Genomic DNA, 25,122 nt, shown 5'->3' with positions numbered 1-25,122 from the left:
CGCGAGGCTGGATCCATGACCGACACCACCACAGTCCCCCTCCTCACGGACGACCGGCTCGCCGGCCGAAGCGCCCTCGTCACCGGCTCCTCCAGCGGGCTCGGCGAGGCCATCGCCCACCGACTCGCCTCGTCCGGCGCGCACGTCCTCGTGCACGGCCGCGACCGCGCGCGCACCGAGGCGGTCGCGCAGGCGATCACCGCGGCCGGCGGCACCGCCTCCGTGCTCGTCGCCGACCTCGGCGGCACGCCCGACGCCACCCGCGCCGTCGCCGCCGAGGCGCTGCGCCTGCTCGGTGGCCGGATCGACGTGCTCGTCAACAACGCCGGCGTCTTCCCCGTCGGCCCGACCGCCGAGCTGAGCGACGCCGACGTCGACGCCCTGCTCGTCACCAACATCCGGGTCCCGCACCAGCTCGTCGGAGCGATCGCGCCGACGATGGCCGAGCACGGCTCCGGCGTGATCATCAACATCACCTCGTGGATGGGGCGCGTCGGAACCCTCGGCACCGCCCTCTACCCGGCGACCAAGGCCGCGCTCGACCACCTGACTCGAGCCTGGGCGGCGGAGTACGGCGCGGACGGCCTGCGCGTCGTCGCGGTCGCCCCCGGCGCGACGCTCACCCCCGGCAACGAGCACGCCTCGGCGATCCTCGACGCGATGACCGCCCCGACTCCCGCCGGCCGCCCCGGTCGCCCGGACGAGATCGCCCAGGCCGTGCGCTGGCTCGCCACCGACGAGGCGTCCTACGTGCACGGCACGACCCTGCTGGTCGACGGCGGTATCGTCGGCGCGCGGCGCTGACCGCGGACCCGGGAGCGCAGGTCAGTCGACCTGCACCAGCCGGCCCGGGTGCAGGGCGGCGTCGGCGGCGGGGGTCGTCTCGTAGGCACGGCGGTAGTCGCGGCCGAAGTGCGACGCGCTCGCGTAGCCGACGGCCGCCGCCGCGCCCGCGGCCGTCTCGCCGCGCACCAGCAGGAGGCGCCGCGCCTCGCCCAGCCGCAGTCGGCGCAGGTAGCCGAGCGGCGACATCCCGGTCAGCTCGCGGAACCGCCGGGTGAGCGTCGGCACGCTCGTGCTCGCCTCGGCGGCCAGCGCGTCGAGCGTCCAGCCGTGCGCGAGAGCGGCGGTCATCGCGTCGACCGCCCGGGTCACCGCGGCCGAGCGGACGGCGGACGACGCCGACAGCAGGCGCGGCGCCTGGTCGCTCTGCAGCAGGCGGAGCACCAGCTCGCGCGACACCGCCGGCCCGAGCACCGGGATCTCCTCGGGCGCGTCGAGGAGCCGGAACAGGCGGTGCAGCGCGTCGGCGAGCTCCGGGGTGATCGTGCCGATCCGTTCCGGGATCGCCGCGGCGGGGCGGTGCGCGACGAGCCCGGCGACCTCGGCGACGAGCACCGGATCGAGGTGCCAGTTGGCCGAGACGAAGTCGCCCTGCTCGCCGGTCTCGACGACGGCCGCGATCACCGGCAGGTCGACCGGCGTGATCAGGAAGCGGCCGGCGCCCCACTGCTCGTCCGAGTCGCCGACGATCGAGCGCTTGCGGCCGGAGAGGACGAGGCTCAGCGTCGGCGGGAAGCGCGTGTAGACCAGCGAGGTCGGCGCCGTGACCCGGTGCAGCCGCAGGTCCAGCGCGGCGGCGCGCTCCGGATGCTCCAGGTGCCGGCGGGCGAGATCGGCGGCGGCGGCGAGGTGCTGCCGGGTGCTCCCTGGCGCGGCGGTCACGAGCGGGGCAGCGCCGCGAGGGCGAGCTCGCCGATCTCGGCGACGCGCTCGGCGCTGCCGCCGTCGCGGGCCTGCGTCGACATCCCCGTCAGCACCGCGACGACGAAGGCCGCCGTCCGCGCCGCGTCGGTGCCGGCCGGCACATCCCGCTCCGCGATTCCCCGCTCGATGCGGGCGGCGATGACGTCCTCCATCGAACGGCGGCGCTCGGCCAGGCGCGGCTCGCTCAGCACGAAGCAGCCGGAGGGCGTGCCCGGGTCGGAGTACCCCGCGGCGCTCGAGCGGACGACGGCGGCCAGCGCGTCCCAGGCCGTCGGCGCGTCGAGGAGCCGGGCGAGGGCGGCGTCGGCGGTGTCGGCGTAGCAGCTCGCCGCGGCTCGGAAGAGCTCGTCCTTATCGCCGAAGGCCGCGTAGAGGCTCGGAGCCGAGATGCCGATCTCGCGGGTGAGCACGGCGACCGTCGTCTCGTCGTAGCCGTCGCTCCAGAAGCGGCGCATCGCCGTGTCGAGCGCCTCGTCGCGGTCGAAGCCCCTCGGTCGTCCTGCCATGCCCCGATTCTATAACAGTCGCTACGGAACGTGCTAGCGTGCATCGCGCCAGTTCTTTATCGACCATTACAGAAAGGCACTCCCATGCAGATCCAGGACTCCGTCGTGCTCGTGACCGGCGCCAACCGCGGCATCGGCGCCGAGTTCGTCCGGCAGCTGACGGCGCGCGGCGCCCGCACCGTCTACGCCGCGGCGCGCGACGCCTCGACGGTCGCCGCCGCGCCGGGCGTCGTGCCGATCGCGCTCGACGTGACCGATCAGGACCGCATCGTCGAGCTCGCGGCGACCCTCGGCGACGTGTCGATCGTCGTCAACAACGCCGGCATCGCCCCCACCGTCGACTTCGTCACCGGCGACCTCGACGAGATCCGCCGCACAGTCGAGACCAACGCCTTCGCGCCCCTGATGCTCGCGCGCGCCTTCGCCGGGAGCCTCGGCCGCGCGGGCGGCGGCGCCGTGCTCAACGTGCTCTCCGTCTCGGCCTTCGTCTCGTTCCCGGGCTCGGAGTCGTACTCGATGTCCAAGGCCGCGGCCTGGAGCGTCACCGACGGCCTGCGCCTGGCCCTCGCCCCGCAGGGCACCCAGGTGCTCGGCCTGCACATGGGCCTCGTCGACACCGACATGGCCTCGTGGTCGGACGCTCCGAAGTCGAGCCCCGAGGCGATCGTGACGGCCGCCCTCGACGGCCTCGAGCGCGGCGCCGCCGAGGTCCTCGCGGACGATGTCGCCCGAGCGGTGAAGCCCGGCCTCGCCCTCGACCCGGCCGAGCGCTACGCGGACGTGCTGGCGCCGCAGCACTGAGCCTGCGGAGGCGGATACGGCCGCCGTCCATGGCGGGGGCGTGTCTCGATACGCCCCTTCGGGGCTACTCGACCAGCGAGTTCCGCGGTGCCTCTTCCCGGTGGACCCACCCCGCCGGGCGAGCAGGTCATGCTGGTCGAGCAGCCGCCGACGGCGGCGTATCGAGACCCCGCCTTACCGGACGCGAGGGTCTCGGAACGCCCGCTCCGCGGGCCGCTCGCTCAGTAGGTGCTTCCCGTTCTGCGGCAGTAGAGTGATCTCGAAGACGCGAATGCGGAGAACCTCCCCGCACCCGCGCGCCGGAAGGTCCCTCCCATGCCACTCCCCCGCACCGCCGCCGCGGCCCTCGCCGCCGCAGCCGCGGTCCTCGCGCTGACGGGCTGCTCCGCCTCCGCGGCGCCCGCCCCGACCGGCTCCCCGGGCGCGCTCTCCGGCTCGATCACCGTCTACGCCGCCGCGTCGCTGAAGGGCACCTTCACCGAGATCGCGACGGCCTTCGAGGCCGAGCATCCGGGTACCGCCGTCGAGCTGACCTTCGCCGGCTCCTCCGACCTGGTGACCCAGATCACCAACGGCGCGCCCGCCGACGTGTTCGCCTCGGCCGACGAGAAGAACATGGCGAAGCTCACCGACGCCGACCTCATCGAGGGCGAGCCCGTCGACTTCGCGACCAACACCCTCGAGATCGCCGTCCCGCCGGCCAATCCCGCGGGCATCGCCTCGTTCGCCGACCTCGCCCGCGAGGGCGTGAAGACGGTCGTCTGCGCGGCGCAGGTCCCGTGCGGCGCGGCGACGGTCACCGTGGAGACCGCGACCGGCGTCGACCTCCAGCCGGTCAGCGAGGAGTCGTCGGTCACCGACGTCCTCGGCAAGGTCACCTCGGGCGAGGCCGACGCCGGCCTGGTCTACGTCACCGACGTCGCCGCCGCCGGCGACGCGGTGACCGGCATCGAGTTCACCGAATCGTCGCAGGCCGTGAACATCTACCCGATCGCCCCGGTCGCCGGCTCCGCGGACCCGGACCTCGCGGCCGCCTTCACCGCGTACGTCGCCGGTGACGAGGGCCGCCGTGTCCTCGCGGCTGCAGGATTCGGGGCCCCCGAGACAGGAGCACCCTGACCATGCCGCAGATCCGCATCCGGAACGCCGCCGACTACCTCGGCGTCAGCGACGACACCGTCCGCCGCTGGATCGAGAACGGCACTCTCGCGAGCAGCAAGGACGCCGCCGGCCGCAGCGTCGTCGAGGGGCTCGACCTCGCCCGTCTCGCCCGGCAGAACGCGATCCTCCCCGTCGACCCGAGCGAGGTGGGCCGCTCGGCGCGCAACCGCTTCGTCGGCATCGTCACCGAGGTCGTCTCGGACACCGTGATGGCGCAGGTCGAGCTGCAGTGCGGCCCGCACCGCGTCGTCTCGCTGATGTCCGCCGAGGCCGTCCGCGAGCTCGGCCTCGAGCCGGGCTCGCCCGCGATCGCGATCGTCAAGGCGACGATGGTCGTGGTGGAGACCCCGAACGGGAAGGCGTGACCCGCTCGCCCGCGACCCGCTCGCCCGTCACCCGCTCGCCCGCGACCCGCCGGCCGGTGACGCTCTCCGCCGGAGTACCCCGCTGGGTCGTCGCCGTCGCGGTCGTCGGCGGTGCCTTCGTCCTGCTGCCGCTGGTCGGCATCCTCACCCGTGTCGACTGGGCCGAGTTCGTGCCGCTGATCACCTCGGACTCCTCGATCGCGGCGCTCCTGCTGAGCCTGCGCACCGCCGCCGCCGCCACCGCACTCTGCGTCGTGATCGGCGTGCCGATGGCGCTCACCCTCGCGCGCACCTCCTTCCCCGGCCAGGGCCTGGTGCGCGCCCTCGTGCTGCTCCCGCTCGTGCTGCCCCCGGTGGTCGGCGGTATCGCCCTGCTCTACACCTTCGGGCGGCTCGGCCTGCTCGGCGGCGCCCTCGAGGCGCTCGGGATCCGGATCGCGTTCTCCACCACCGCGGTGATCCTCGCGCAGACCTTCGTCGCGCTGCCGTTCCTGGTGCTCAGCCTCGAGGGGGCGCTCCGCTCGGCCGGCGACCGCTACGAGAGCGTCGCCGCGACCCTCGGCGCCCGGCCCTCGACCGTGCTGCGCCGGGTCACGCTGCCGCTGATCCTGCCCGGGCTGCTCTCCGGCGCGATCCTCTCCTTCGCCCGCGCGCTCGGCGAGTTCGGCGCGACGCTGACCTTCGCCGGCAGCCTGCAGGGCGTCACCCGCACGCTGCCCCTCGAGATCTACCTGCAGCGCGAGACCGACCCGGACGCCGCGGTCGCCCTCTCGCTGGTGCTGGTCGTCGTCGCGGTCCTCGTGATCGGGCTCGCGCATCGCCGGCCGCGCGCCGCCCGAGTGGAGGCTCGCCCGTGACGCTCGAGATCGACGCGCGGCTGCACGCCCGCGGCGTCGACGTCGCGCTGCGGGTCGAGACCGGGACGACCACGGCCGTCCTCGGCCCGAACGGCGCGGGCAAGTCGACGCTCGTCGGGCTGCTCGCCGGCCTCCTCCGCGCCGACGACGGGAGCGCGGTCCTGGCCGGAGCGACCCTGTTCGACGCCGCCCGCCGCGTGCACCTGCCGCCGCACCGCCGCAGCGTCGCGCTGCTCGCCCAGGACCCGCTGCTCTTCCCGCACCTCAGCGTGCTCGACAACGTCGCGTTCGGCCCGCGGAGCACCGGCGCCGGCCGCTCCGCCGCGGCCGAGACCGCGCGCACCTGGCTCGAGGCCGTCGACGCCGTCGACCTCGCCGACCGCCGCCCGGCACAGCTGTCGGGCGGACAGGCGCAGCGGGTGGCCCTGGCCAGGGCGCTCGCCCCGAGTCCGGAGCTGCTGCTGCTCGACGAGCCGATGGCGGCCCTGGACGTCGCGGTCGCCCCGCTGCTGCGGCGGATGCTCCGCCGCGTCCTGCCCGGGCGGACCACGATCCTGATCACCCACGACGTGCTCGACGCCTACACCTTGGCCGACCGCGTCGTGGTGCTGCACGGCGGGCGGGTGATCGAGGACGGCCCCACCCACGAGGTGCTGGAGCGCCCGCAGAGCCCCTTCACCGCGGAGCTCGCCGCGCTCAATCTGCTGACGGGCACGGCGACCGGCACCGGGCTGCGGACCGACGACGGCGTGGAGCTGCGGGCGGCGGGCTCCGTCGCCGCGGGCGCGCGGGCAGCGGCCGCGTTCCGGCCCGCCTCCGTGACGGTCGCGCCGGCCCTGCCGGGATCGCCCGCCGCTGGCCGCGTCCGCGCCCGCATCCGCGACCTCGAGCGGCGCGGCGACCTCGTGCGGGTGCGCGCCGCTGGTATCGCGGCCGACCTCTCCCCCGCGCAGCTCGCCGCCCTCGGCGCGGGGATCGACGACGAGGTCGACTTCGTGATCGATCCGGAGGCGGTCGCGCTCTACCCGGCGCGCGGCGACGCGAGCGGAGGGTAGCCCTCCGCAGCCCGCCCGAGAAGGGCCCCCGCCCACCGGCGCTCCCGCGGGTAGCTTTCAGCCATGGCGCAGCGCAGCGAGACCAGGTCCGTGCCGTCGACCGCGATCGACGTCACCGTGAACGGCGAGTCGAGAGCGGTCGAGGTCGACAACCGCACCACGCTCCTCGATCTGCTCCGGGAGCGGCTCGATCTCATCGGCTCCAAGAAGGGCTGCGATCACGGCCAGTGCGGCGCCTGCACCGTGCTGCTCGACGGACGCCGGACCAACAGCTGCCTCGTGCTGGCGGTGTCGGTCGACGGCCGCGAGGTCACCACGATCGAGGGCCTGGCCGACGGCGACGACCTGCATCCGGTGCAGCGGGCGTTCCTCGAGCGCGACGCCTACCAGTGCGGCTACTGCACCCCGGGGCAGATCTGCTCGGTGGTCGGCATGCTCGCCGAGGCGCGCGCGGGCATGCCCAGCCACGTCACCGCCGAGCTGAGCACCGACGACGACGTCGTGCTCGACGACGAGGAGGTGCGCGAGCGGATGAGCGGCAACCTCTGCCGCTGCGGCGCCTACGCGAACATCGTGCCCGCCGTCCACGACGCGGCGGAGCACCCGAGCGAGACGGAGACCGCGCGATGAGGACCTTCGAGTACCAGCGGGCCGCGGACGTCGCCGACGCCGTGCGCCTGCTCGCCGCGTCGCCCGAAGCGAGGCCGCTCGCCGGCGGCACCAACCTCGTCGACCTGATGAAGCTCGGCGTCGAGCGCCCGGCGGGTCTCGTCGACGTCAGCCGCGTCGACTTCGGCGGCATCGAGGAGACGGCCGCGGGCGGACTCCGGATCGGCGCGGGAGTCGCCAACAGCGACCTCGCCGCGCACCCGCTCGTCCGCCGCCGCTACCCGGCCCTCAGCCGTGCCCTGCTCGCCGGCGCCTCCGGACAGCTGCGCAACCAGGCCTCGACCGGCGGCAACCTGCTGCAGCGCACCCGCTGCATTTCCTTCACCGACGTCTCGAAGCCGTGCAACAAGCGCGAGCCGGGCACCGGCTGCTCCGCACTGAAGGGCGTCTCCCGCGAGCTCGCGATCCTCGGCATCGCCACCGACGCCGACCCCGGGCACGTCTGCATCGCGACCCATCCCGGCGACATGGCCGTCGCACTCACCGCGCTCGACGCCGTCGTCCGCTTCGAGACCGTCGACGGTCCGGCGAGCCTGCCGATCACCGACTTCTACCGACTCCCCGGCGAGCACCCCGAGCGGGACACGAACCTGCCGGCCGGCGCGCTGATCACCGCCGTCGAGCTGCCGCCGCTGCCGTTCGCCGCGACCTCCACCTACCGCAAGGCCCGCGACCGCCGCTCCTACGCCTTCGCGCTCGGCTCGGTCGCCGCGGCGCTCGAGGTGACCGATGGGACCGTGACCGACATCCGCCTCGCCCTCGGCGCGGTCGCGCACGCGCCCTGGCGCGCTCGCATCGCGGAGGACCTGCTCCGCGGCGGCCCCGCGACCGTCGAGGCTTTCACGCGCGCGGCGGAGGCGGAGCTCGCCGCCGCGACGCCGACCGAGCAGAACGCCTTCAAGGTCCCGCTGCTCACGCGGCTGATCGTCGGCGTCCTCGCCGAGCTCGCCGGACTCGACGAGGAGGTGGCGGCATGACCGCGCTCGGCACGGCCCTGGGCACACCACTGGCCCGCTTGGAGGGCCGCGACAAGGTCACCGGCGCGGCCCGCTACGCCTTCGAGCACTCGCCGGAGGGTCTGCTGCACGCCTGGCCGGTGCAGTCGGCCGTCGCGACGGGCATGGTGCGGCGCATCGACGTCGACGCCGTGCTCGCGCTGCCCGGCGTGCACTCGGTGATCACCCCCGATTCTGCGCTGCCGCTCGAGGACGCGGACGACGGCGAGCTGCAGGTGCTGCAGTCGCACGCGGTCGCCTACCGCGGCCAGGTGATCGCGCTCGTCCTCGCCGACACGCTCGAGACCGCCCGCGAGGCCGCTGCCGCCCTGCGCGTCGAGTACGTCGACTCCGGGACCGACGTCGTGCTCACCGAGGACCAGCCCAAGCTCTACGCGCCGGAGCAGGTCAACGCCGGCTTCGCGACCGACAGCTCCGACGGCGACGTCGACGCGGCCATCGCGGCGGCGGCCGTCTCGATCGACGCGCGCTACTCCACGCCGGCGCTGTTCAACTCGCCGATGGAGCCGCACGCCTCGGTCGTCACCTGGTCCGACGGGCGCCTCGACGTCCTCGACTCCTCGCAGGGCACGAGCTCGGTGCAGTCGACCCTGGCGACGCTGTTCTCGCTCGATCCCTCCGTCATCCGGGTGCGCAGCGAGCACGTCGGCGGCGGCTTCGGCTCGAAGGGCTCGCCGCGGCCGAACGTGGTGCTCGCGACGATGGCGGCCCTCCTCACCGGCCGGCCGATCAAGATCGCCTACACCCGGCAGATGATGTTCGCGCTGGCCGGCTACCGCACGCCGACGATCTCGCACGTCCGGCTCGCGGCCGACACAGAGGGTCGGCTCACCGCGATCGCGCACGAGGCCTTCTCGCACACCTCCACGATCCAGGAGTTCGCCGAGCAGACCGGCGAAGCCACCCGCCACCTCTACGCGGCGCCGAACCGACTGGTCACCCACCGGGTCGCGGCGCTCGACGTGCCGACGCCGCGCTGGATGCGCGCCCCCGGCGAGTGCCCCGGCATGTACGCGCTCGAGTCGGCGATGGACGAGCTCGCGGTCGCCGCCGGGATCGACCCGATCGAGCTGCGGGTGCGCAACGAGCCGGACGTCGATCCCGATTCGGGCTCGCCGTTCTCCAGCCGGCACTACCTCGAGTGCTTCCGCCGCGGAGCGGAGCTGTTCGGCTGGGAGGGCCGCGATCCGCGGGCGGGCGCCGACCGCCGCGGCCGCTGGCTGGTCGGCACCGGGGTCGCCGGCGCCACCTATCCCGTGCTCACCTCGCCGAGCGGAGCGCGGGCCACCGCGCTGCCCGGCGGCCGCTTCGTGATCGCGGTCAACGCGACCGACATCGGCCAGGGCGCCCGCACGGTGCTCACCCAGGTCGCCGCCGACGCGCTGGACGTGCCGGTCGACCGGATCGGGATCGTCATCGCCGACAGCGCGCTGCCGCAGGGCCCGGTCGCCGGCGGCTCCTCGGGCACCGGCTCCTGGGGCTGGGCCGTCACCAAGGCCTGCCACCGCCTGCTCGCCCTGCTGGCCGACGGGCAGCCGCTGCCCCCGGAGGGCCTCGACGTCGTCGTCGATACCACGGAGGACGTCGCCGGGATGGGCGACTTCGCCCGCTACGCCTACGGCGCCCACTTCGTCGAGGCGCGGGTGGACCTCGACTCGGGCGAGATCCAGGTGCCGCGGATGCTCGGCGTCTTCGCTGCGGGCCGCATCCTCAATCCGCGCACCGCCCGCTCGCAGTTCCTCGGCGGCATGACCATGGGCCTCTCGATGGCGCTGCACGAGCACGGAGCACTGGACCCGGTGCTCGGCGACTACGCCAACCACGACTTCGCGACGTACCACGTGGCGGCGAACGCCGACGTCGTCGACCTGCGCGCGGAGTGGCTGGACGAGGAGGACCCGCACCTCGCCCCGATGGGCGGCAAGGGCATCGGCGAGATCGGCAACGTGGGCACCGCCGCGGCCGTCGCCAACGCCGTCTTCCACGCCACCGGCGTCCGCGTCCGCGACCTCCCTGTGCAGCCCGACTCGCTGCTCGCCGCCCTCCCGCCTCGCTTCTGACCGCCGCCGCATGCTGGTCGAGCCCTCGCAGTCGCGTCTCGATTCATGCTGGTCGAGTAGCCGCGCAGTCGCGTCTCAATTCATGCTGGTCGAGTAGCCGCGGAGCGGCGTATCGAGACCCACCAGCGTCAGAAGACGAGTCTGCAGACCGCCCTGCTGCCGACGGCGGGTCTCGATACGCCCCTGCGGGGCTACTCGACCAGCATGATGGCGCCCCCGCTGGGCTGCTCGACCAGCATGATGTCGCCCCTGCGGGGCTGCTCGACCAGCAGGGTGGGGCGACGCCGCGTCCGTTCCCTCAGCACCGAGCCGCGGATCGGCTGAGGCCCGGCAGCCGGCCGAAGGCGGCGACGACGACGGTCGCGGCGAACGGGAGGACGGCTCCGGCGGCGACGAGGCCGAGCCCGGGGAGGCTCGTCGCGAGCGCCAGCAGCAGGAGCAGCACCGCGCCCAGCATCACGGTGCAGAGCGGCCGTGCGAGCAGCAGCTGCACCGTGGTGCGTAGCTGCCAGCGCGTCCGCTCCGCGAAGTGCGCGCGGACCACCCAGAACTCCACGGCGAACAGCGCGAAGAGGGCCGAGACCACGAGGAGGACGCCGGTCACCGCCACACCGAGTCCGTCGACCTCGACGCCGCCGAGGATCCGGTGGTCGACCCAGAGGACCGCGCCGACGCCGAGAAGGACGTACCCCGGCAGGTTCGCGCGCGGGAACTCGTCCCGCCAGGACCGCGCGAACAGCGAGACGGTCCGCCGGAGCGACCAGGGGCCGTCGGCGTCGAGCAGCCGGGCGCGGTGCACCGCGTGCGCGGCGGCCACCGCGGGGAAGAACCCGGCGACCACCGCGCCGCGCAGCGTGAAGACGACCGTCGCCGCCGAGACGACCACGATCAGCAGCACGACCCGGCAGGCCGCCTCGTAGCGCTCGGCGAGCGACGCCATCAGCCCTTCACCGCCCCGACCAGCACGCCCTTGTCGAAGTAGCGCTGCAGGAACGGGTAGAGCACGAGCAGCGGCAGCGTCGAGACGATGATCACGCCGTACTTGATCTGGTCCGCGGTCTCCTGCAGCTGCTGCGCGGACTGACCGCCGCTGCCGCCCTGGCCCGCGACCGACTGGTTCGCGAGCAGGATGCTCTGCAGCACGTTCTGCAGCGGCAGGAGTGAGGCGTCACGGACGAAGACCAGGCCCGTGAAGTAGTCGTTCCAGTGCCCGACGAAGTAGTACAGCCCGATCACGGCGATGATCGCGGCGGAGAGCGGGAGCACGATCCGCAGGAAGAAGCCGAGGTAGGTCACCCCGTCGATGCGGGCCGCGTCGTGCAGCTCCTCGGGGATCGAGGTCTCGAAGAACGACCGGGCGATGATCAGGTTGAAGACGCTGAGGGCACCCGGGAGCACGAACACCCACATCGAGTTCAGCAGCCCGAGATCGCGGTAGAGCAGGTAGTTCGGGATCAGTCCGCCGGAGAAGAACAGGGTGACCGCGAACACCAGCAGCAGCACCCGCCGCGGACGGAACTCGGGCCGGGAGAGCGCGAACGCCGCCGGGATCGTGACGAGCAGGTTCAGCGCCGTCCCGAGGACGGCGTAGACGACGGAGTTCCGGTAGCCGTTCCAGATCCGCTCGTCCTGCAGCAGCCGCTCGTAGCCCGAGAGCCGGAACCCCTCCGGGATCAGCGTGAGCCGCCCCGAGGAGACCGCACCCGGATCGGAGAACGACGCCACCACGATGAACCAGAGCGGGTAGAGCACGGCGAGCACGACGATCGCGATCAGGAGGCCGGCGACGGCGTCGATGACCCGGTCGAGCGGCCGCTTCGGCACCGTCCGGCGCCGTCGGCGCGGCGGGAGGGGTGCGCCGCCGCCGGCTCGGGCGTCGGCGACGGCGATGCCGCGGGTGTCCGGTGCAGGGGTCATGGACGTCCTCTCCCTCGGGGTCCAGGGGTCCCAGCGGCGGATCGGCCCGCCGCGCTCGGAAGACCCCCCGCGCTCAGAAGACACTGGAACCCGTGGCGCGCTTGGCGAGCTGGTTGGCCACGATCAGCAGGGTGAAGTTGATCACCGTGTTGAAGAGGCCGATGGCGGTGGAGTACGAGAACTGGTTGCTGAGGATGCCGATCTTGTAGGTGTAGGTCGCGATGACCTCCGCGGAGGACAGGTTGAGCGAGTTCTGCATCAGGTAGACCTTCTCGAAGCCGACGCTCAGCACCGACCCCATGTTGAGGATGAGCAGGATGGCCGCGGTCGGCAGGATCGTGGGGATGTCGACGTAGCGGATGAGACGGAGCCGCCCGGCGCCGTCGATCTTCGCGGCCTCGTAGAGCGACGTGTCGACGGTCGAGAGCGCGGCGAGGTAGATGATCGCGTTCCAGCCGCAGTGCTGCCAGACCTCGCTCACCCAGTAGATCGTCGAGAAGGCGTCCGGCTCGGCGAGGAGGTTCTGACCTGGCAGGAACCGGCCGAGGAGCCCGTTCTCGGGCCGCAGGAAGATGTTGATCATCGCGACGATCACCACGACCGAGATGAAGTGCGGCATGTAGGTGATCGTCTGCACGAAGCTCTTGAGGCGGCCGGCGCTGATCTGGTTGATCAGGAGCGCCAGCACGATCGGCGCGACGAATCCCATCGCGAGCGTCCAGAGGCTGATCTGCACGGTGTTGAGCACGATCGTCGAGAAGAGCGGCGACTCGAAGAACTGCACGAAGTAGTCGAGGCCGACCCACTCCCCGCCGCTGAGCCCGCGCGCCGGAACGTAGGTCCGGAAGGCGAGTTGGAGCCCGTAGAGCGGCACGTAGGCGAAGACGGCGGTGAAGACCAGCGCCGGCAGCACCATCAGCCAGAGCTGCCACTGGTTCCGCACGCTGCGGAGGGCGCGCAGCGGCCGGGGCGGGACCGGGAGCATCGCCCCCGCGGCCGGGGCGACGGGTGCCCCGGCCGCGGACGCGTCGAGAGCCGTCCGTATCATGACGTCGCGGTGGCGAGGTCGTAGGCCTTCTGCCAGAGCTCGACGTTCTGCACGAGGCCGATCGACTCGAGCTGAGCGACGTACTCGTCCCACTCGTCGTCGACCCCGCCCTCCGCGATCCACTGCGACGTCTTCTGCAGCGCGAAGTTGAGCACGGCGGTGTCGTTGTTGGCGGCGGTGATCGCGTCCTCGGCGGACAGCCGGACGTAGTCGGGCATCAGATCGCGCACGTGGTCGTAGTGCGAGTACTGCTCGGTGTAGACGTCGTCCACCTCGCGGAGATCGTCCCGGTTCCAGTCGCCGTTCAGGGTGACGGAGTCGGGGATCCAGCCGGCCAGGCGGTCGGCGAGCGCGGGGTCGCGACCGTCCGCGACGGCGGCCCGGTACGCCTCGGTGACCGAGTACGTGCTGTTGCCGTCGTCCGTGACGAACTCGGGGATCGATCCGGTGAACTGCTGGATCGAGTACTTCTCGCTGTAGAGGGCGTCGACCACCTTCCACACGCACTCGTCACCCGCCGCGGCTGCCGAGACGGCGAGCTTCCCGCCCTCGTACTCGTTGTCCGAGCCGTCCCAGACCACGTCCTCCGCGGACATGCTCGCGGAGGCGGCGGGAGCGGGCATCGCCACGTACTGGTCGCGGAGATCCCCGAAGTCGGCGAGCGACCAGCCGAAGATCAGGCCGATCTGCGCGGTCTCCCCGTCCCCCGCCTGAGCGGCGTAGTACGCCGAATCGTCCTTGGTGAGCGCGTCGGCCGGGATGAGGCCGGCTGCGAGCAGCTCGTGCAGGTACGCGACCACCCGGCGGTACTCGTCCGAGACGAGGAAGTTGGCGACCCGTCCGTCGGAGACGTGGATCCCCTGCGCCGACGGGCCCTTGTTGAACGAGGTCGCGATGCCGGTGGAGTTCAGCAGCAGGAACGGGCTGTACCAGCCGAAGCCGGCCGTCTCGAGGCGGCGGACGTTGAACGGGACCTCGTCCGCCTGCCCGTTGCCGTTCGGGTCCTGTGTCTTGAACGCCTGCAGCACCGTCGTCAGCTCGTCCCAGGTGCGCGGGACCTCGAGGCCGAGGGCGTCGAGCCAGGCCCGGTTGATCATCATGTGCTGACCGGAGCCGCGGTAGCCGCTGCCGCGGGACGAGGAGAGCGAGTGGATCTCGCCCTTCTCGTTCTCGACCAGCCGGCGCGCGTCGGGCTTCTCCTCGAAGAACCGCCGCACGTTCGGCAGATCGTCCAGGTGCGGCGCGATGTCCTCGAAGAGGCCCGGGTACTGCACCGCGTCGTTCGCGCCGACGGCCCGGAGCGCGATGTCCGGCACGTCCCCCGCGGCGAGCGAGGGGTTCTTCTGCTGGGTCCACGCGGTGTCGTCGATCGTGTTCCAGTTCACCGTGCAGCCGGTCTCCGCCGCGAGCGCCGCGGCCCAGGGGGTCTCGCCGACCGGCACCTGCGCCGTGCTCTGCGCGACGAGGACGTCGACGGCGCCGTCGTCGGCGGCCGGACCGCTGTCGGTGCAGGCCGCCAGGCTCGCCGTCAGCGCGAGCGCGGTCGCTCCGGCGAGCGATCGCCGGACCAGGGTGTTCGAGACGAGGGGCATGGTGTTCTTCTCCATCGAAGGGTGAGCAGCAAGGTACGCGGCTACCGTGACCGTTCACGTGAACGGTCACGGACCACGAGTGCCCACACGCTAAGCTGGCGGCCGTCGACCTGTCAAGGCAGCTGTCGCCGAAGACGCGAGGCGCTGTCGCCATATGCGTGTTGCCAGACGAGACTGAGAAAGAGAGGGCCGCCGTGGACCGCTCCGGCGAACCGCCGATGCCCCCTCGTCCGCCGAGAGACCAGCCGGGTCGCCGCGCCACCATCCGCGACGTCGCCCGGGAGGCCGGCGTCTCGCGGCAGACCGTGACGCGCGCGATGAACGGCATGTCCGAGATCAGCGCCGCCACCCGCGAGCGCGTGCTCGCCGTGAGCGAGGCCCTCGGCTACGTCCCCAGCCGGTTCGCCGCCAACATGGCCCGGCAGAAGAGCATCGCGGTCGGCCTCGTGATCACCTCGCTGCGGAACCCGTACTACACCGACCTCGCCGCCGACCTGCTGGAGGAGTTCGCCGCACGCGGCTGGCAGGTCGTCGTCGTCGCCGAGACGAACGAGTCCGAGGAGCAGATCGTCGCGGACCTGGCCACCCAGGTCGACGTCATCGTCGGCTATCTCGCCCGGGAGAGCCTGGAGTCGATCCGCCGGGCGGCGCGCGGAGTGCCGGTCCTGCTGATCGAGCGCGACGACGAGCTGCCGGGCGTGCACGCCATCGCCGTGGACTTCGCGCCCGGGATGCGCGCGCTGGTCGCCGGGCTGCGCGAGCGCGGGGCGCGCACCATCGGGATGCTCGACCACGCCGAGCCGGACGAGTACGCCCCGAGCGCGCGCCGGCTGCGGTTCGAGGAGTGCCTCGCGCCCGGCGAGGCCGCGCTCGTCGCGACCGGCGGCGAGACCATCGCGGGTGGAGCCGACGCCTTCGGCGAGCTGCTGGCCGCGCACCCCGAGGTCGACGCCGTCATCGCGTTCAACGACATGATGGCGCTCGGCGCCCTGCAGCGGGCGAGCCGCCTCGGGCTCGAGGTGCCGCGCGACGTCCGCATCGCGGGGATCGACGGCCTGAGCCTGGGCGCGGCGATGCTCCCGAGCCTGACCTCGCTCACCATCGATCGCGCGCTGATCGCCCGGGCGGCGGCGCTCCGGCTGGCGGAGCTGCTGTCCCCCGGCGGCGCGGGCGGTGCGGGAGCCGCGGGTCCGATGACGGTCGTCACGCCGTGGCCGGAGTGGCGGGACAGCGCATGAGGATCACCGCTCCGGCCCCCCGCTGGCACCGGCCGCGGGAGCGAGCCCTAGCCGACGGCCGTCGGCCGGTCAACGCGGTCATCCCGATCCGCTCCGCTCCGTACGCTGAGGAACCGGGCCGAGAGGCTCCACGAGACGGGGGAACCATGCTGCAGGTGACGGTGTCCGAGCGGACGTACCTCCTCGCCGCGGACGCGACGATGGAGCGGACGAAGCAGGACGTGCTCGAGGCGATGCGCACCGCCCCGGCCTTCCTGTCCCTCACGACGGTGCTCGGCGGGCGGGTCGAGGTGCTGCTGACCGCGGCCAGCTCGGTCGTGCTCGAGCTGCACGACGAGGCTCCGCTCCCGACGGCCCCGCACGGCGACGCGGCGCCGGACTACGACGACCTCTACGGCGTCGACTACCTCTGACCCGCCGCGCGCTCGGCCCGGTGCGACCGTCCTCGAGGCCGTGTCGGAGGTCGGTCGTAGACTGACCACCCCATGCGCAGACACAGCCTGACCCCGCGTCCCGACTGGCGAGCCCGCTGCGACGAGGTCGGCTTCAGCTTCTACGACCTCCCCTCGGAGGGCGGCCGGCCCTACTGGAACGAGTCCGCGGCCTACGGCTTCTCGCTCGCCGAGATCGAGCTGCTCGAGACGGCGACCCAGGAGCTCTTCGACCGCTGCATGGACGCCTGCGAGCACGTCGTCCGCACCGGCCGCCTCGCGGAGTTCGGCATCCCGGAGCGCTTCCACGAGCTGGTCCGCACCTCCTGGGACGAGGACGACCCCACGGTCTACGGGCGGTTCGACCTCGCCTACGACGGCGAGGGCACGGTGAAGCTCCTCGAGTTCAACGCCGACACCCCGACCTCGCTGGTCGAGACGGCCGCCGCGCAGTGGCAGTGGCTGGAGGAGACGCGCGGCCCCGAGGCCGACCAGTTCAACGGCCTGCACGAGCAGCTCGTCGAGCAGTGGCGGCACCTCCGCGTCGACCGCTGGCAGCTGGACGAGGGCGCACGGCTGCACCTCGCCTCGCTGCACGACTCCGGCGACGGCGAGCTGATCGTCGAGGACGCGGACACCGTCGCCTACATGGCCGAGACCGCGGCGCAGGCGGGCTTCGATCCGAAGCTGATCTTCGTGGAGGACATCCGCTACGAGCTCGACGGCGCCGGCTTCCTCGACGCCGACGGCGAGCCGATCCGGCGGATCTTCAAGCTCTACCCCTGGGAGTGGATGCTCGGCGAGCAGTTCGGCGGGCTCCTGCTCGACCGGCGCGAGCGCACCCGCTGGGTCGAGCCGGCCTGGAAGCTGCTGCTCAGCAACAAGCAGCTGCTCGTGGTGCTCTGGGAGCTGTTCCCGGGCCACCCGAACCTGCTCCCGGCCTCCGTCGAGCCGCTCGTCGGCACGGCGCAGGTGCGCAAGCCCCGGCTCGGCCGGGAGGGCGCGAACGTGACGATCCTCGATGGGGACGGCGCGGTCGTCGCGGAGAACGGCGGCGCCTACGGCGAGGAGGGCTTCGTGCACCAGGCCCGGGCCGACCTCGCCCGGATCGACGGCCGGACGGTCGTGATCGGCAGCTGGATCGTCGGCGAGACGCCGGCCGGCATCGACGTGCGCGAGACCGGCGGACCGATCACCGGGGACCTCGCGGAGTTCGTGCCGCACTTCATCGAGGAGGGCCGGACCCCCCGCGACGAGCCCGTCTTCGGCCGCCCCGACCAGGGCGGCCCCGGGCACGGCCGACCCCAGGACACGCGAGCCCAGGACACGCGACCCCAGGACGCGCGGGAGAACCGCCCGCAGGACGAGGAGACCCGATGACCACCCCCGACGACCGGCCCGACCACCGCCCCCAGGACGCTCCGCAGGACTCCCCCGCCGGCGACCCGGGCACCACCCGCACCCGCCGCCGGTCCGGCGACGTCGGCATCAGCGGCATCGCCTCGAAGCGGCGCGGCCTCGTCATCGGCGGCGTCGTCGCGGTCGGCGTGCTCGGCCTCGCGGTCGCGCTGAACTCCGCGAACCCCTCGACCGACGGCGTGGTCACCACCGGCGCCGACGGCCAGGACTACGTCATCCCCGAGAACGCCGAGCGCCCGGTCTACGCCAGCCGCGAGGACTGCCTGGCGGACGTCCGGGAGCAGATCGCGCAGCTGCAGGCCCAGGGCGAGGAGGTCGGCGACGATCCCGAGCAGCTCTGCGAGGCGACCGACGAGTACCGCGGGCACTACGCCGGCGGCTTCTGGGTCGGCCCGCTGATCTTCGCGTCGTCGCGCTGGAACTCGACCCGCGCCACCAGCTGGGCGCCGGTCACCACCGGCGGCTTCGCGGCGCGCGGGGCGACCCAGCCCGACGTGGTGCAGAAGGCGCCGGCCGGAGCGGCTCCCGGCTCGAAGGCCACCCTCGCGGGCGGCTTCGGCGGCACGGGCAAGTCCGGCTTCGGCTCGCACGTCGGCGGCTGAGCGGCGCCCCCGAGGGGCTTCTCAGCGGCGGGCGTCGCGGAGCTGGTCCAGCGCGGCCCGCACGTCGCGGCGCACGTCCTTGTCCGGGTCGCGGACCATCGAGGTCAGCGTCTGCTCGACGCTCGCCGCGAACTCGCCCTTCGCGTCGCGCCCCGAGCCGATCCCCGCGACCGCGGCGGCGACGAGCGCCCGCGCACCGGCCGCGCGGACCCGTGCGTGCTCGTCGGTGGTGAGCCGCGCCAGCTTCTTCTGCCCGCCGAGGACCCGCTCGGCGCAGACCCGGGCGCACATCTCGCGCACGCGCCAGGCCGGGTTGGCCAGCCCGGCGAGGACCGCGTCGGCCGCCGTGTCGTCCCAGACGTAGAGCAGGGCGCGCGCGCCCCACAGCTCCGGCCAGTACAGCGACGGAGCACCCTGCAGGACGCCCGCCGCGTGCTCGCCGCCGACGGTGAGCAGGAAGGCCTCGCCCTCGTAGCCGCCGGTCAGCAGCGCGGCCGAGCGCAGGGCGACCGCGCGCTCGCCCTCGCGGGCGACTTGGGCGCGCAGGCGCTCCTCGAGCGGATCGGTGAGGGTGACGGAGGGTTCGCTGTCGGATGCCATAGGGCCACCAGCGTAGTCGCGGCGCCGTCGTCCCCGGCGAGGGGGATGCGGCGGCCCGGCCTCCGTCGCTAGCGTGCAGGGATGTCACGAATCACGCGCCACGGCGCTCCCGCGCGTCTCGGCGCCGCCACTGCCACTGCCACTGCCACCGCCGCCGCCCTCCTCGTCCTCCTCGCCGGCTGCTCCTCCTCCGCCGGCACCGACTCCGGCAGCGACGCCGACTCCATCGACACGGCCGCCGCGACCGGCGACACGATCACCGGCGACGGCTACTCCTACTCCGTGCCCGAGGGCTGGGGCACCCCCGACGCCGACCCCGCGAGCATGGGTGCGGACACCCTCGCCGCCGACCTCACCGACACCGACGGCTTCGCCGACAACGTGAACGTCGTGCTCAGCCCCGCCGGCGAGGTCTCCGCCGAGCAGGTCGAGGGCGCAGGAGTCACCGAGCTCGAGAACGCCGGGGCCACCGACGTCGAGGCCAACGACCGCGTCGTCGTCGCGGGAGCCGAGTCCGCGCACCTCAGCGCGAACCTCAGCGCGTCCGGAACCAGCTACGCCGTCGAGCAGTACTACGTCACCGACGAGGGCCAGACCTACGTCGTCACCTTCTCGTTCAGCCCCACTGTGGACGACGACCAGCGCGAGGCCGTCGCCGAGTCGGTCCTCGCCTCCTGGGCCTGGGCCTGATCCTGATCCTGACGTGAGCCTGACGTGAGCCTGCTCCGGCCGCCGCCTCAGCCGCGCGGCCGGAGCAGGAAGTCGACGTGCCCGAGCACGGACGCCGCGACGAGCGGCCGGCGTCCGACGACGGGCAGGATGATCGCCCCGAGGATCGAGAGCCCGAGCTCGTCGACCGGGGCGTCGGCCGGGAGCTGCCCCGCCTCGACCGCCTTCGCGAAGCGGTCCGAGAGCGTCTGGTCCACGCCGAACGCGCGGCCCAGCCGCTCCCCCACCGCGGCGTCCTCCGCGCCGGCGGCGATCAGCGAGCGCACCAGCGAGGCGCCGGGCTCACTGCCCGCGAGCTCCAGGATCGGTGCGAGCCACACCCCGAGGTCGCGGCGGAGATCGCCGGTGTCCGGGAGCTGCACCTCGATCGCGACGAGCCGGCCCTCGATCATGCAGTCGGCGATCAGCGCGCCGCGGGAGGGCCACCAGCGGTAGACGGTCTGCTTGGAGACCCCGGCGTCCTTCGCGATGCCCTCCATCGTGAGGTGGTCCCAGCCCCGCTGCAGGAACAGCCGGGCGGTCGCCTCGAGGACCGACTCGCGTGCCGCGGCGCTGCGGACCGGTCCGCTCCGGTGCTCCGTCATGCGACGAGCGTACAGCGGCTCTAGACGAGACGTACCGTATGATCTAGCGACCGCCGCCACCGCTCGCGTCTGAGCACCTCTCGATCGGACATCCCCTTGGCCTCCCTGCTGTTCCGTCTGGGCACCTTCGCCGCTCGCCGCGCCTGGGCGGTGATCGTCGCCTGGGTCGTGATCCTCGGCGTCGCGGTCGGCGCCTTCCTCGCGGTCGGCGGCACGCTCACCAACAGCTTCGACATCCCGGGCACCGCGTCCGGCGCCGTCACCGACCAGCTGGCCGAGAAGCTGCCGGACACCGCCGGCGGCACCGGCACCGTCGTCTACCGCACCGCCGACGGCTCCGCGCTGACGGCGGAGCAGGAGTCGGCGATCTCGGCGCTGGCCGCCTCCGCCGAGGACCTCGAGGGCGTCGCCGCCGTCGTCGATCCCTTCGCCGCGCGCCAGTCTCAGCTCGACGGCGCGCAGCAGCTCGCCGACGGCCGGGCGCAGCTCCAGGCCGGGAAGGAGCAGATCGACGCCGGGCAGGCGCAGCTCGACGCGGGCCAGGCCCAGCTCACCGCGGGCCAGCAGCAGCTGACCGCGGCCCGCGAGCAGGCCGTCGCCGCCGGCGCTCCGGAGCAGCAGCTCGCCGCCCTCGCCGCCCAGCAGGCGCAGCTCGACACCCAGCAGGCCGAGCTGACCGCGCAGGAGGCGGCGCTCGACGCCTCGCGCACCGAGCTCGAGGCCGGCGCGGCCCCGCTCGACCAGGGCGAGGAGCTCCTCGCCCTCGCGGACGGCATCGGCGTCGTCTCGGCGGACGGCTCGACCGCCATCGTCAACGTGTCCTTCACCGAGCCGCGCCTGGAGCTGCCGGAGGAGGTCAAGCAGGGCGTCATCGACCACTTCGAATCCGCGCCGGTCGCCGGCGCCGACGTCACGTTCGCGACCGATCTCGCCCAGGGCGTCCCGCAGATCTTCGGCGTCGGCGAGGCGGTCGGCCTGGTCTTCGCCGGTGTCGTCCTGATCGTGATGCTCGGCTCGCTCGTGGCCGCCGCGCTCCCGATCGTCACCGCCCTGGTCGGCGTCGGCGTCGGAGTCACCGCCTCGCTCTCCTTCTCGGGCGTCATCGACATGGCCTCGGTCACCCCGGTCCTCGGCGTGATGCTCGGCCTCGCGGTCGGCATCGACTACTCCCTCTTCATCGTCAACCGGCACCGCAAGCAGCTGCTCTCGGGCGTCGAGGTCCGCGAGTCGATCGGCCTCGCCAACGGCACCTCCGGCACGGCCGTCGTCTTCGCCGGCTCGACGGTCGTCGTCGCGCTGCTCGCCCTGAACGTCACCGGCATCCCGTTCCTCGGCCTGATGGGGACGGTCGGCGCGGTCTGCGTCGCGGTCGCCGTGCTGATCGCGGTCACGCTCGCCCCGGCGATCCTCGGCCTGCTCGGCACCCGGCTCCTGCGCCGGAAGGCCCGGTCGGCCGTCGTGCACCACGCTGCGGTGAAGACGGTCGCGCCGATGTCCACGCTGCGCGCGGTCCTCACCGTCGTCGGCACCGTCGCCGTGCTGCTCGTCATCGCGATCCCCGCGCTCTCGATGCGCCTCGGCCTGCCGGACGGCGCGAGCGAGCCCGAAGGCTCGACCAGCGCCCGCACCTTCGAGATCGTCGGCGACGAGTTCGGTGCCGGAGCGAACGGCCCGCTGCTCGTGACGGCGTCGGTCCCCGGCGGGGTCGCCGACGACGCACTGCTCGCCACCCAGGTCGACGTCGCCCGGACGATCGCCGAGCAGGACGACGTCGTCGCGGTGGCGCCCGTCGCCGCCTCCGACGACGGCACGCTGCTCGCCTTCCAGGTGCTGCCGACCGAGGGCCCGAACAGCGCCTCGACCGAGGCCCTCGTGCAGGACCTCCGCGCCCTGCCGCCGGTGGACGACGACATCGTCCTCGGCGTCGCCGGCCAGGCGGCCACCAACATCGACATCTCCGAGGGGCTGAACGACGTCCTGCCGACCTACCTCGCGGTCGTCGTCGGGCTCTCGCTGCTGATCATGATCCTGGTGTTCCGCTCGCTGCTCGTGCCGCTGATCGCGACCGGCGGCTTCATCCTGTCGCTGTTCGCGACCTACGGGCTGATCGTCGCCGTCTTCCAGTTCGGCTGGGGCGCCGACCTGATCGGGTTGCACTCGACCGGGCCGATCCTGAGCTTCCTGCCGGTGATCCTGGTCGGCATCCTGTTCGGGCTGGCGATGGACTACCAGCTCTTCCTCGCCTCGGGGATGCGCGAGGCCTACGTGCACGGAGCGAACGCGCGGCTCGCTGTCGCGCAGGGCTTCCAGGCCGGCAAGGCGGTCGTGATCGCGGCGGCGCTGATCATGGTGGCGGTCTTCGGCGGCTTCATCTTCTCCGAGTCGACGATCATCCGCTCGATGGGCTTCGGCCTCGCCTTCGGCGTCCTGCTCGACGCGTTCGTCGTCCGGATGCTGCTGATGCCGGCGCTGATGCACCTGCTCGGCCGCTCGGCCTGGTGGCTCCCCCGCTGGCTCGACCGGCTCCTCCCGGACGTCGACCTCGAGGGCGCTGCGCTCGAGCGGAGCCACCCGCACCCGCACGCCTGAGCCGCGGCTAGATTGGCGGGATGACTGCCGCCCCGGACTCCCGCGCCTGGCGGCGGTCGCCCGCCACGCCCGACCAGCGCCGGGCCGACGTCGCGACCGCCGCCGTGCTCTTCGGCGCCGCCGTGCTCTCGCTGGTCCTCGGCCGCGCGATCGGGCTGTTCACCGATCCCGCATCGCCCGCACTGAGCGCCGCAGTGCTCGCCGTCGTCATCCTCCCGCTCGCGTTCCGGCGGACGGCGCCCGTCGCGGTCCTCGCCGTCATCGGGGCGGCGTTCCTGCTGGTCGGCGAGCTGAAGGTGCCGGAGCTGACGATCAGCAACATCGCCCTGTTCATGGCCCTGTACAGCGTCGGCGCCTGGGAGCAGAACCGGACGCGGGCGGGCTGGGCGCGCGGCGTGCTCGTCGCCGTGATGGCGGTCTGGCTGCTGATCACGTTCTTCCGCGCGAGCACCCAGGACCTCGACTTCGAGGGTGCCGGCGTCGGCGCGCTCACGCCGATCGCGGCCTACATGCTCCAGCAGATCCTGATCAACGTCCTCTACTTCGCCGGCGCCTGGTGGTTCGGCGACCACGCCTGGGCCTCCGCCCGCCAGCGCGCTCTCACCGACCTGCGCACCCGCCAGCTCGAGGAGGAGCAGTCGACCGTCGCCCGCCAGGCGATCACGATCGAGCGCCTGCGGATCGCCCGCGAGCTGCACGACGCGGTCGCCCACCACGTCTCGCTGATGGGGGTCCAGGCCGGAGCGGCGCGGATGCTCGTCGACGCCGACCCCGCGAAGGCGCACGAGCAGCTCCAGGCGCTGGAGGGCACCTCCCGCGCGGCGGTCGGCGAGCTCTACCAGCTGCTCGGCACCCTCCGCGACGAGGAGTCCGCGCTCGACCCGGTCACGGCCTCGCTCGATCTGAGCGGAGTGCCGGCGCTGGTCCGCGACGCCGAGTCCTCCGGCCTGCGCGTGACGCTCGAGGTGGTCGGCGAGCCCGTCGAGCTCCCCGCGCTGGTGGGTCTGAACCTCTACCGCATCGCGCAGGAGTCGCTGACGAACGTCCTCAAGCACGCCGGACCCGGCACCCGGGCGCGCGTGCACTTGCGCTACCAGGGCGACTCGGTCGAGCTCGAGATCGCGGACGACGGACTCGGGCGGCCGGGTCCGCGCCCGCGCGGCGGCGGGCTCGGCCTGCTCGGGATGCGCGAGCGCGCGGCGACCCTCGACGGCACGGTGGAGGCAGGGCCGCGCACCGGCTCCGGCTGGGTCGTCCGCGTCACCGTGCCCCTGGCGGTCCGGGCATGAGCGGGGGTGCGGGCACGAGCGGCGCTGCGGGCGGCGTGCGCGTCGTCCTCGTCGACGACCACGCGCTGATGCGGCAGGGCATCCGCACGATCCTCTCGCTGCAGGCCGGCATCGAGGTCGTGGGCGAGGCGTCCAGCGGCGAGGAGGCCGTCGAGGTGGTCGCGCGCACCCGGCCCGACGTCGTCTGCATGGACGTGGAGATGCCCGGCATCGGCGGGCTCGAGGCGACCCGGCGGATCCTCGCGGAGCCCGGAGCGACGGCCCAGGTGCTCGTGCTGACCACCTTCGAGCGCGAGGACTACCTGCTGGCGGCGCTCGAGGCCGGCGCCAGCGGCTTCCTGCTCAAGAACTCGCCACCGGAGCGCCTCGTCGCCGGCGTCCGTGCGATCGCCGCCGGCGACGCCCTGCTCGCGCCCGAGCTGACCCGCACGGTGATAGAGCGCGCCGTCGCCCGCGAGCGGGAGCGCACGCCGCTCGCCGAGCCGCCGGTGGGGCACAGCGCGCAGCCCGGCACCGCGCCCGGGAACCTGACCGCCCGCGAGACCGAGGTGCTCCGCCTGCTCGCGCAGGGCCTCTCCAACGACGAGATCGCCGAGCTGCTGGTCGTCGGCCGCGCGACGGTGAAGACGCACGTGTCGAACGTGCTCGCCAAGCTCTCGCTCCGCGACCGCGTCCAGGCCGTCGCCTTCGCCTACCGCTCCGGCCTGGTCGACCCGCGGCGGCCGTCGGAGGCTCCTCCGTCCTGAGGTGGAGACCGCCGTTCACCCCCGCGCCGGAGGTGCCGGAGACGCGCCCTCCGTAGCGTGGAGGGGTCAGTCGGATCCGAG

25 protein-coding genes are annotated in these 25,122 nt (G+C 73.4%); 17 read left to right on the top strand and 8 right to left on the bottom strand.

The window, feature by feature from the left end; all coding sequences use genetic code 11:
• Nucleotides 1–15 precede the first annotated feature (15 nt).
• Nucleotides 16–804, top strand: coding sequence for an SDR family NAD(P)-dependent oxidoreductase (locus tag EDF36_RS06710; RefSeq protein WP_123732359.1), 789 nt, complete (start codon nt 16–18; stop codon nt 802–804).
• Nucleotides 805–825: 21 nt separating this feature from the next.
• On the opposite strand, the gene EDF36_RS06705 is transcribed toward EDF36_RS06710, so the two are convergent.
• Nucleotides 826–1,725 carry an AraC family transcriptional regulator gene (locus EDF36_RS06705; protein WP_123703715.1) on the bottom strand — a complete coding sequence of 300 codons (900 nt, stop codon included), beginning with the start codon at nt 1,723–1,725 and terminating at the stop codon, nt 826–828.
• Complete coding sequence (locus EDF36_RS06700) at nt 1,722–2,273, bottom strand: TetR/AcrR family transcriptional regulator (protein WP_123732358.1); 552 nt, start codon at nt 2,271–2,273, stop codon at nt 1,722–1,724. The genes EDF36_RS06705 and EDF36_RS06700 overlap by 4 nt, the downstream gene beginning before the upstream one ends.
• Before the next feature lie 84 nt (nt 2,274–2,357).
• On the opposite strand from EDF36_RS06700, the gene EDF36_RS06695 reads away from it, so the two are divergent.
• The 8 genes from EDF36_RS06695 to EDF36_RS06660 all read left to right on the top strand — a co-directional run bounded on the left by EDF36_RS06695 (nt 2,358) and on the right by EDF36_RS06660 (nt 10,257).
• Nucleotides 2,358–3,074: an SDR family oxidoreductase gene (locus EDF36_RS06695; protein ID WP_123732357.1), complete on the top strand. Its 717-nt coding sequence runs from the start codon at nt 2,358–2,360 to the stop codon at nt 3,072–3,074.
• A gap of 315 nt (nt 3,075–3,389) precedes the next feature.
• Entirely contained in the window at nt 3,390–4,193 is an 804-nt protein-coding gene (gene modA / locus EDF36_RS06690) for a molybdate ABC transporter substrate-binding protein (protein WP_123732356.1), read from the top strand.
• A 2-nt stretch (nt 4,194–4,195) separates the two neighbouring features.
• Nucleotides 4,196–4,600: a molybdopterin-binding protein gene (locus EDF36_RS06685; protein ID WP_123732355.1), complete on the top strand. Its 405-nt coding sequence runs from the start codon at nt 4,196–4,198 to the stop codon at nt 4,598–4,600.
• Nucleotides 4,601–4,656: 56 nt separating this feature from the next.
• Complete coding sequence (locus EDF36_RS06680) at nt 4,657–5,457, top strand: ABC transporter permease (RefSeq protein ID WP_123732447.1); 801 nt, start codon at nt 4,657–4,659, stop codon at nt 5,455–5,457.
• Nucleotides 5,454–6,512, top strand: coding sequence for a sulfate/molybdate ABC transporter ATP-binding protein (locus EDF36_RS06675; protein WP_123732354.1), 1,059 nt, complete (start codon nt 5,454–5,456; stop codon nt 6,510–6,512). The genes EDF36_RS06680 and EDF36_RS06675 overlap by 4 nt, the downstream gene beginning before the upstream one ends.
• Before the next feature lie 63 nt (nt 6,513–6,575).
• Nucleotides 6,576–7,142, top strand: coding sequence for a 2Fe-2S iron-sulfur cluster-binding protein (locus EDF36_RS06670; RefSeq protein ID WP_123732353.1), 567 nt, complete (start codon nt 6,576–6,578; stop codon nt 7,140–7,142).
• Nucleotides 7,139–8,158, top strand: a complete 1,020-nt coding sequence (locus EDF36_RS06665) for a xanthine dehydrogenase family protein subunit M (protein WP_123732352.1) — start codon at nt 7,139–7,141, stop codon at nt 8,156–8,158. The genes EDF36_RS06670 and EDF36_RS06665 overlap by 4 nt, the downstream gene beginning before the upstream one ends.
• Nucleotides 8,155–10,257, top strand: coding sequence for a xanthine dehydrogenase family protein molybdopterin-binding subunit (locus EDF36_RS06660; RefSeq protein ID WP_123732351.1), 2,103 nt, complete (start codon nt 8,155–8,157; stop codon nt 10,255–10,257). Before EDF36_RS06665 ends, EDF36_RS06660 begins: the two co-directional genes overlap by 4 nt.
• Before the next feature lie 298 nt (nt 10,258–10,555).
• Here EDF36_RS06660 and EDF36_RS06655 read toward each other — a convergent pair whose 3' ends face one another.
• The 4 genes from EDF36_RS06655 to EDF36_RS06640 all read right to left on the bottom strand — a co-directional run bounded on the left by EDF36_RS06655 (nt 10,556) and on the right by EDF36_RS06640 (nt 14,814).
• Nucleotides 10,556–11,197, bottom strand: a complete 642-nt coding sequence (locus EDF36_RS06655) for a YesL family protein (protein WP_123732350.1) — start codon at nt 11,195–11,197, stop codon at nt 10,556–10,558.
• Nucleotides 11,197–12,174 (bottom strand): carbohydrate ABC transporter permease, encoded by a 978-nt coding sequence (locus EDF36_RS06650; RefSeq protein WP_123703695.1) that lies wholly within the window; start codon nt 12,172–12,174, stop codon nt 11,197–11,199. Before EDF36_RS06650 ends, EDF36_RS06655 begins: the two co-directional genes overlap by 1 nt.
• Before the next feature lie 73 nt (nt 12,175–12,247).
• The gene (locus EDF36_RS06645) at nt 12,248–13,222 is read right to left on the bottom strand and encodes a sugar ABC transporter permease (RefSeq protein ID WP_123732349.1); all 975 of its coding nucleotides are present in this window, start codon (nt 13,220–13,222) and stop codon (nt 12,248–12,250) included.
• The gene (locus EDF36_RS06640; protein ID WP_221181609.1) at nt 13,219–14,814 is read right to left on the bottom strand and encodes an extracellular solute-binding protein; all 1,596 of its coding nucleotides are present in this window, start codon (nt 14,812–14,814) and stop codon (nt 13,219–13,221) included. The genes EDF36_RS06645 and EDF36_RS06640 overlap by 4 nt, the downstream gene beginning before the upstream one ends.
• A 218-nt stretch (nt 14,815–15,032) precedes the next feature.
• Here EDF36_RS06640 and EDF36_RS06635 point away from each other — a divergent pair, with 218 nt between their 5' ends.
• From EDF36_RS06635 to EDF36_RS06620, 4 genes are all read left to right on the top strand, one after another.
• A complete protein-coding gene (locus EDF36_RS06635; protein WP_148059984.1) occupies nt 15,033–16,052 on the top strand; it encodes a LacI family DNA-binding transcriptional regulator in 1,020 nt (339 codons plus the stop codon).
• A 146-nt stretch (nt 16,053–16,198) separates the two neighbouring features.
• Nucleotides 16,199–16,465 carry a hypothetical protein gene (locus EDF36_RS06630; RefSeq protein ID WP_123445913.1) on the top strand — a complete coding sequence of 89 codons (267 nt, stop codon included), beginning with the start codon at nt 16,199–16,201 and terminating at the stop codon, nt 16,463–16,465.
• A gap of 72 nt (nt 16,466–16,537) precedes the next feature.
• Nucleotides 16,538–17,863: a glutathionylspermidine synthase family protein gene (locus EDF36_RS06625; RefSeq protein ID WP_123732347.1), complete on the top strand. Its 1,326-nt coding sequence runs from the start codon at nt 16,538–16,540 to the stop codon at nt 17,861–17,863.
• On the top strand, nt 17,860–18,504 hold the full coding sequence (locus tag EDF36_RS06620; protein ID WP_123703687.1) for a hypothetical protein: 645 nt from the start codon (nt 17,860–17,862) through the stop codon (nt 18,502–18,504). Before EDF36_RS06625 ends, EDF36_RS06620 begins: the two co-directional genes overlap by 4 nt.
• A 21-nt stretch (nt 18,505–18,525) precedes the next feature.
• On the opposite strand, the gene EDF36_RS06615 is transcribed toward EDF36_RS06620, so the two are convergent.
• Nucleotides 18,526–19,104: a HEAT repeat domain-containing protein gene (locus EDF36_RS06615; RefSeq protein WP_164874455.1), complete on the bottom strand. Its 579-nt coding sequence runs from the start codon at nt 19,102–19,104 to the stop codon at nt 18,526–18,528.
• An 81-nt stretch (nt 19,105–19,185) separates the two neighbouring features.
• On the opposite strand from EDF36_RS06615, the gene EDF36_RS06610 reads away from it, so the two are divergent.
• Nucleotides 19,186–19,794 carry a hypothetical protein gene (locus EDF36_RS06610; protein WP_123732346.1) on the top strand — a complete coding sequence of 203 codons (609 nt, stop codon included), beginning with the start codon at nt 19,186–19,188 and terminating at the stop codon, nt 19,792–19,794.
• Nucleotides 19,795–19,841: 47 nt separating this feature from the next.
• Here EDF36_RS06610 and EDF36_RS06605 read toward each other — a convergent pair whose 3' ends face one another.
• On the bottom strand, nt 19,842–20,417 hold the full coding sequence (locus tag EDF36_RS06605) for a TetR/AcrR family transcriptional regulator (RefSeq protein ID WP_123445909.1): 576 nt from the start codon (nt 20,415–20,417) through the stop codon (nt 19,842–19,844).
• A gap of 96 nt (nt 20,418–20,513) precedes the next feature.
• Between EDF36_RS06605 and EDF36_RS06600 the strand changes: the two genes are divergently transcribed.
• Genes EDF36_RS06600 through EDF36_RS06590 form a run of 3 tightly spaced genes read left to right on the top strand, consistent with a single transcriptional unit; the run spans nt 20,514 to nt 25,041 of the window.
• On the top strand, nt 20,514–23,006 hold the full coding sequence (locus EDF36_RS06600) for an MMPL family transporter (protein WP_123732345.1): 2,493 nt from the start codon (nt 20,514–20,516) through the stop codon (nt 23,004–23,006).
• A gap of 20 nt (nt 23,007–23,026) precedes the next feature.
• Nucleotides 23,027–24,295 carry a sensor histidine kinase gene (locus EDF36_RS06595; protein WP_123732344.1) on the top strand — a complete coding sequence of 423 codons (1,269 nt, stop codon included), beginning with the start codon at nt 23,027–23,029 and terminating at the stop codon, nt 24,293–24,295.
• Nucleotides 24,292–25,041, top strand: a complete 750-nt coding sequence (locus EDF36_RS06590; protein ID WP_123732343.1) for a response regulator transcription factor — start codon at nt 24,292–24,294, stop codon at nt 25,039–25,041. Before EDF36_RS06595 ends, EDF36_RS06590 begins: the two co-directional genes overlap by 4 nt.
• Nucleotides 25,042–25,122 lie beyond the last annotated feature (81 nt).

The organism is Rathayibacter sp. PhB152, from assembly GCF_003751395.1.
Lineage (GTDB): Bacteria > Actinomycetota > Actinomycetes > Actinomycetales > Microbacteriaceae > Rathayibacter > Rathayibacter festucae.
This window is presented reverse-complemented; position numbering and strand designations above follow the sequence as displayed.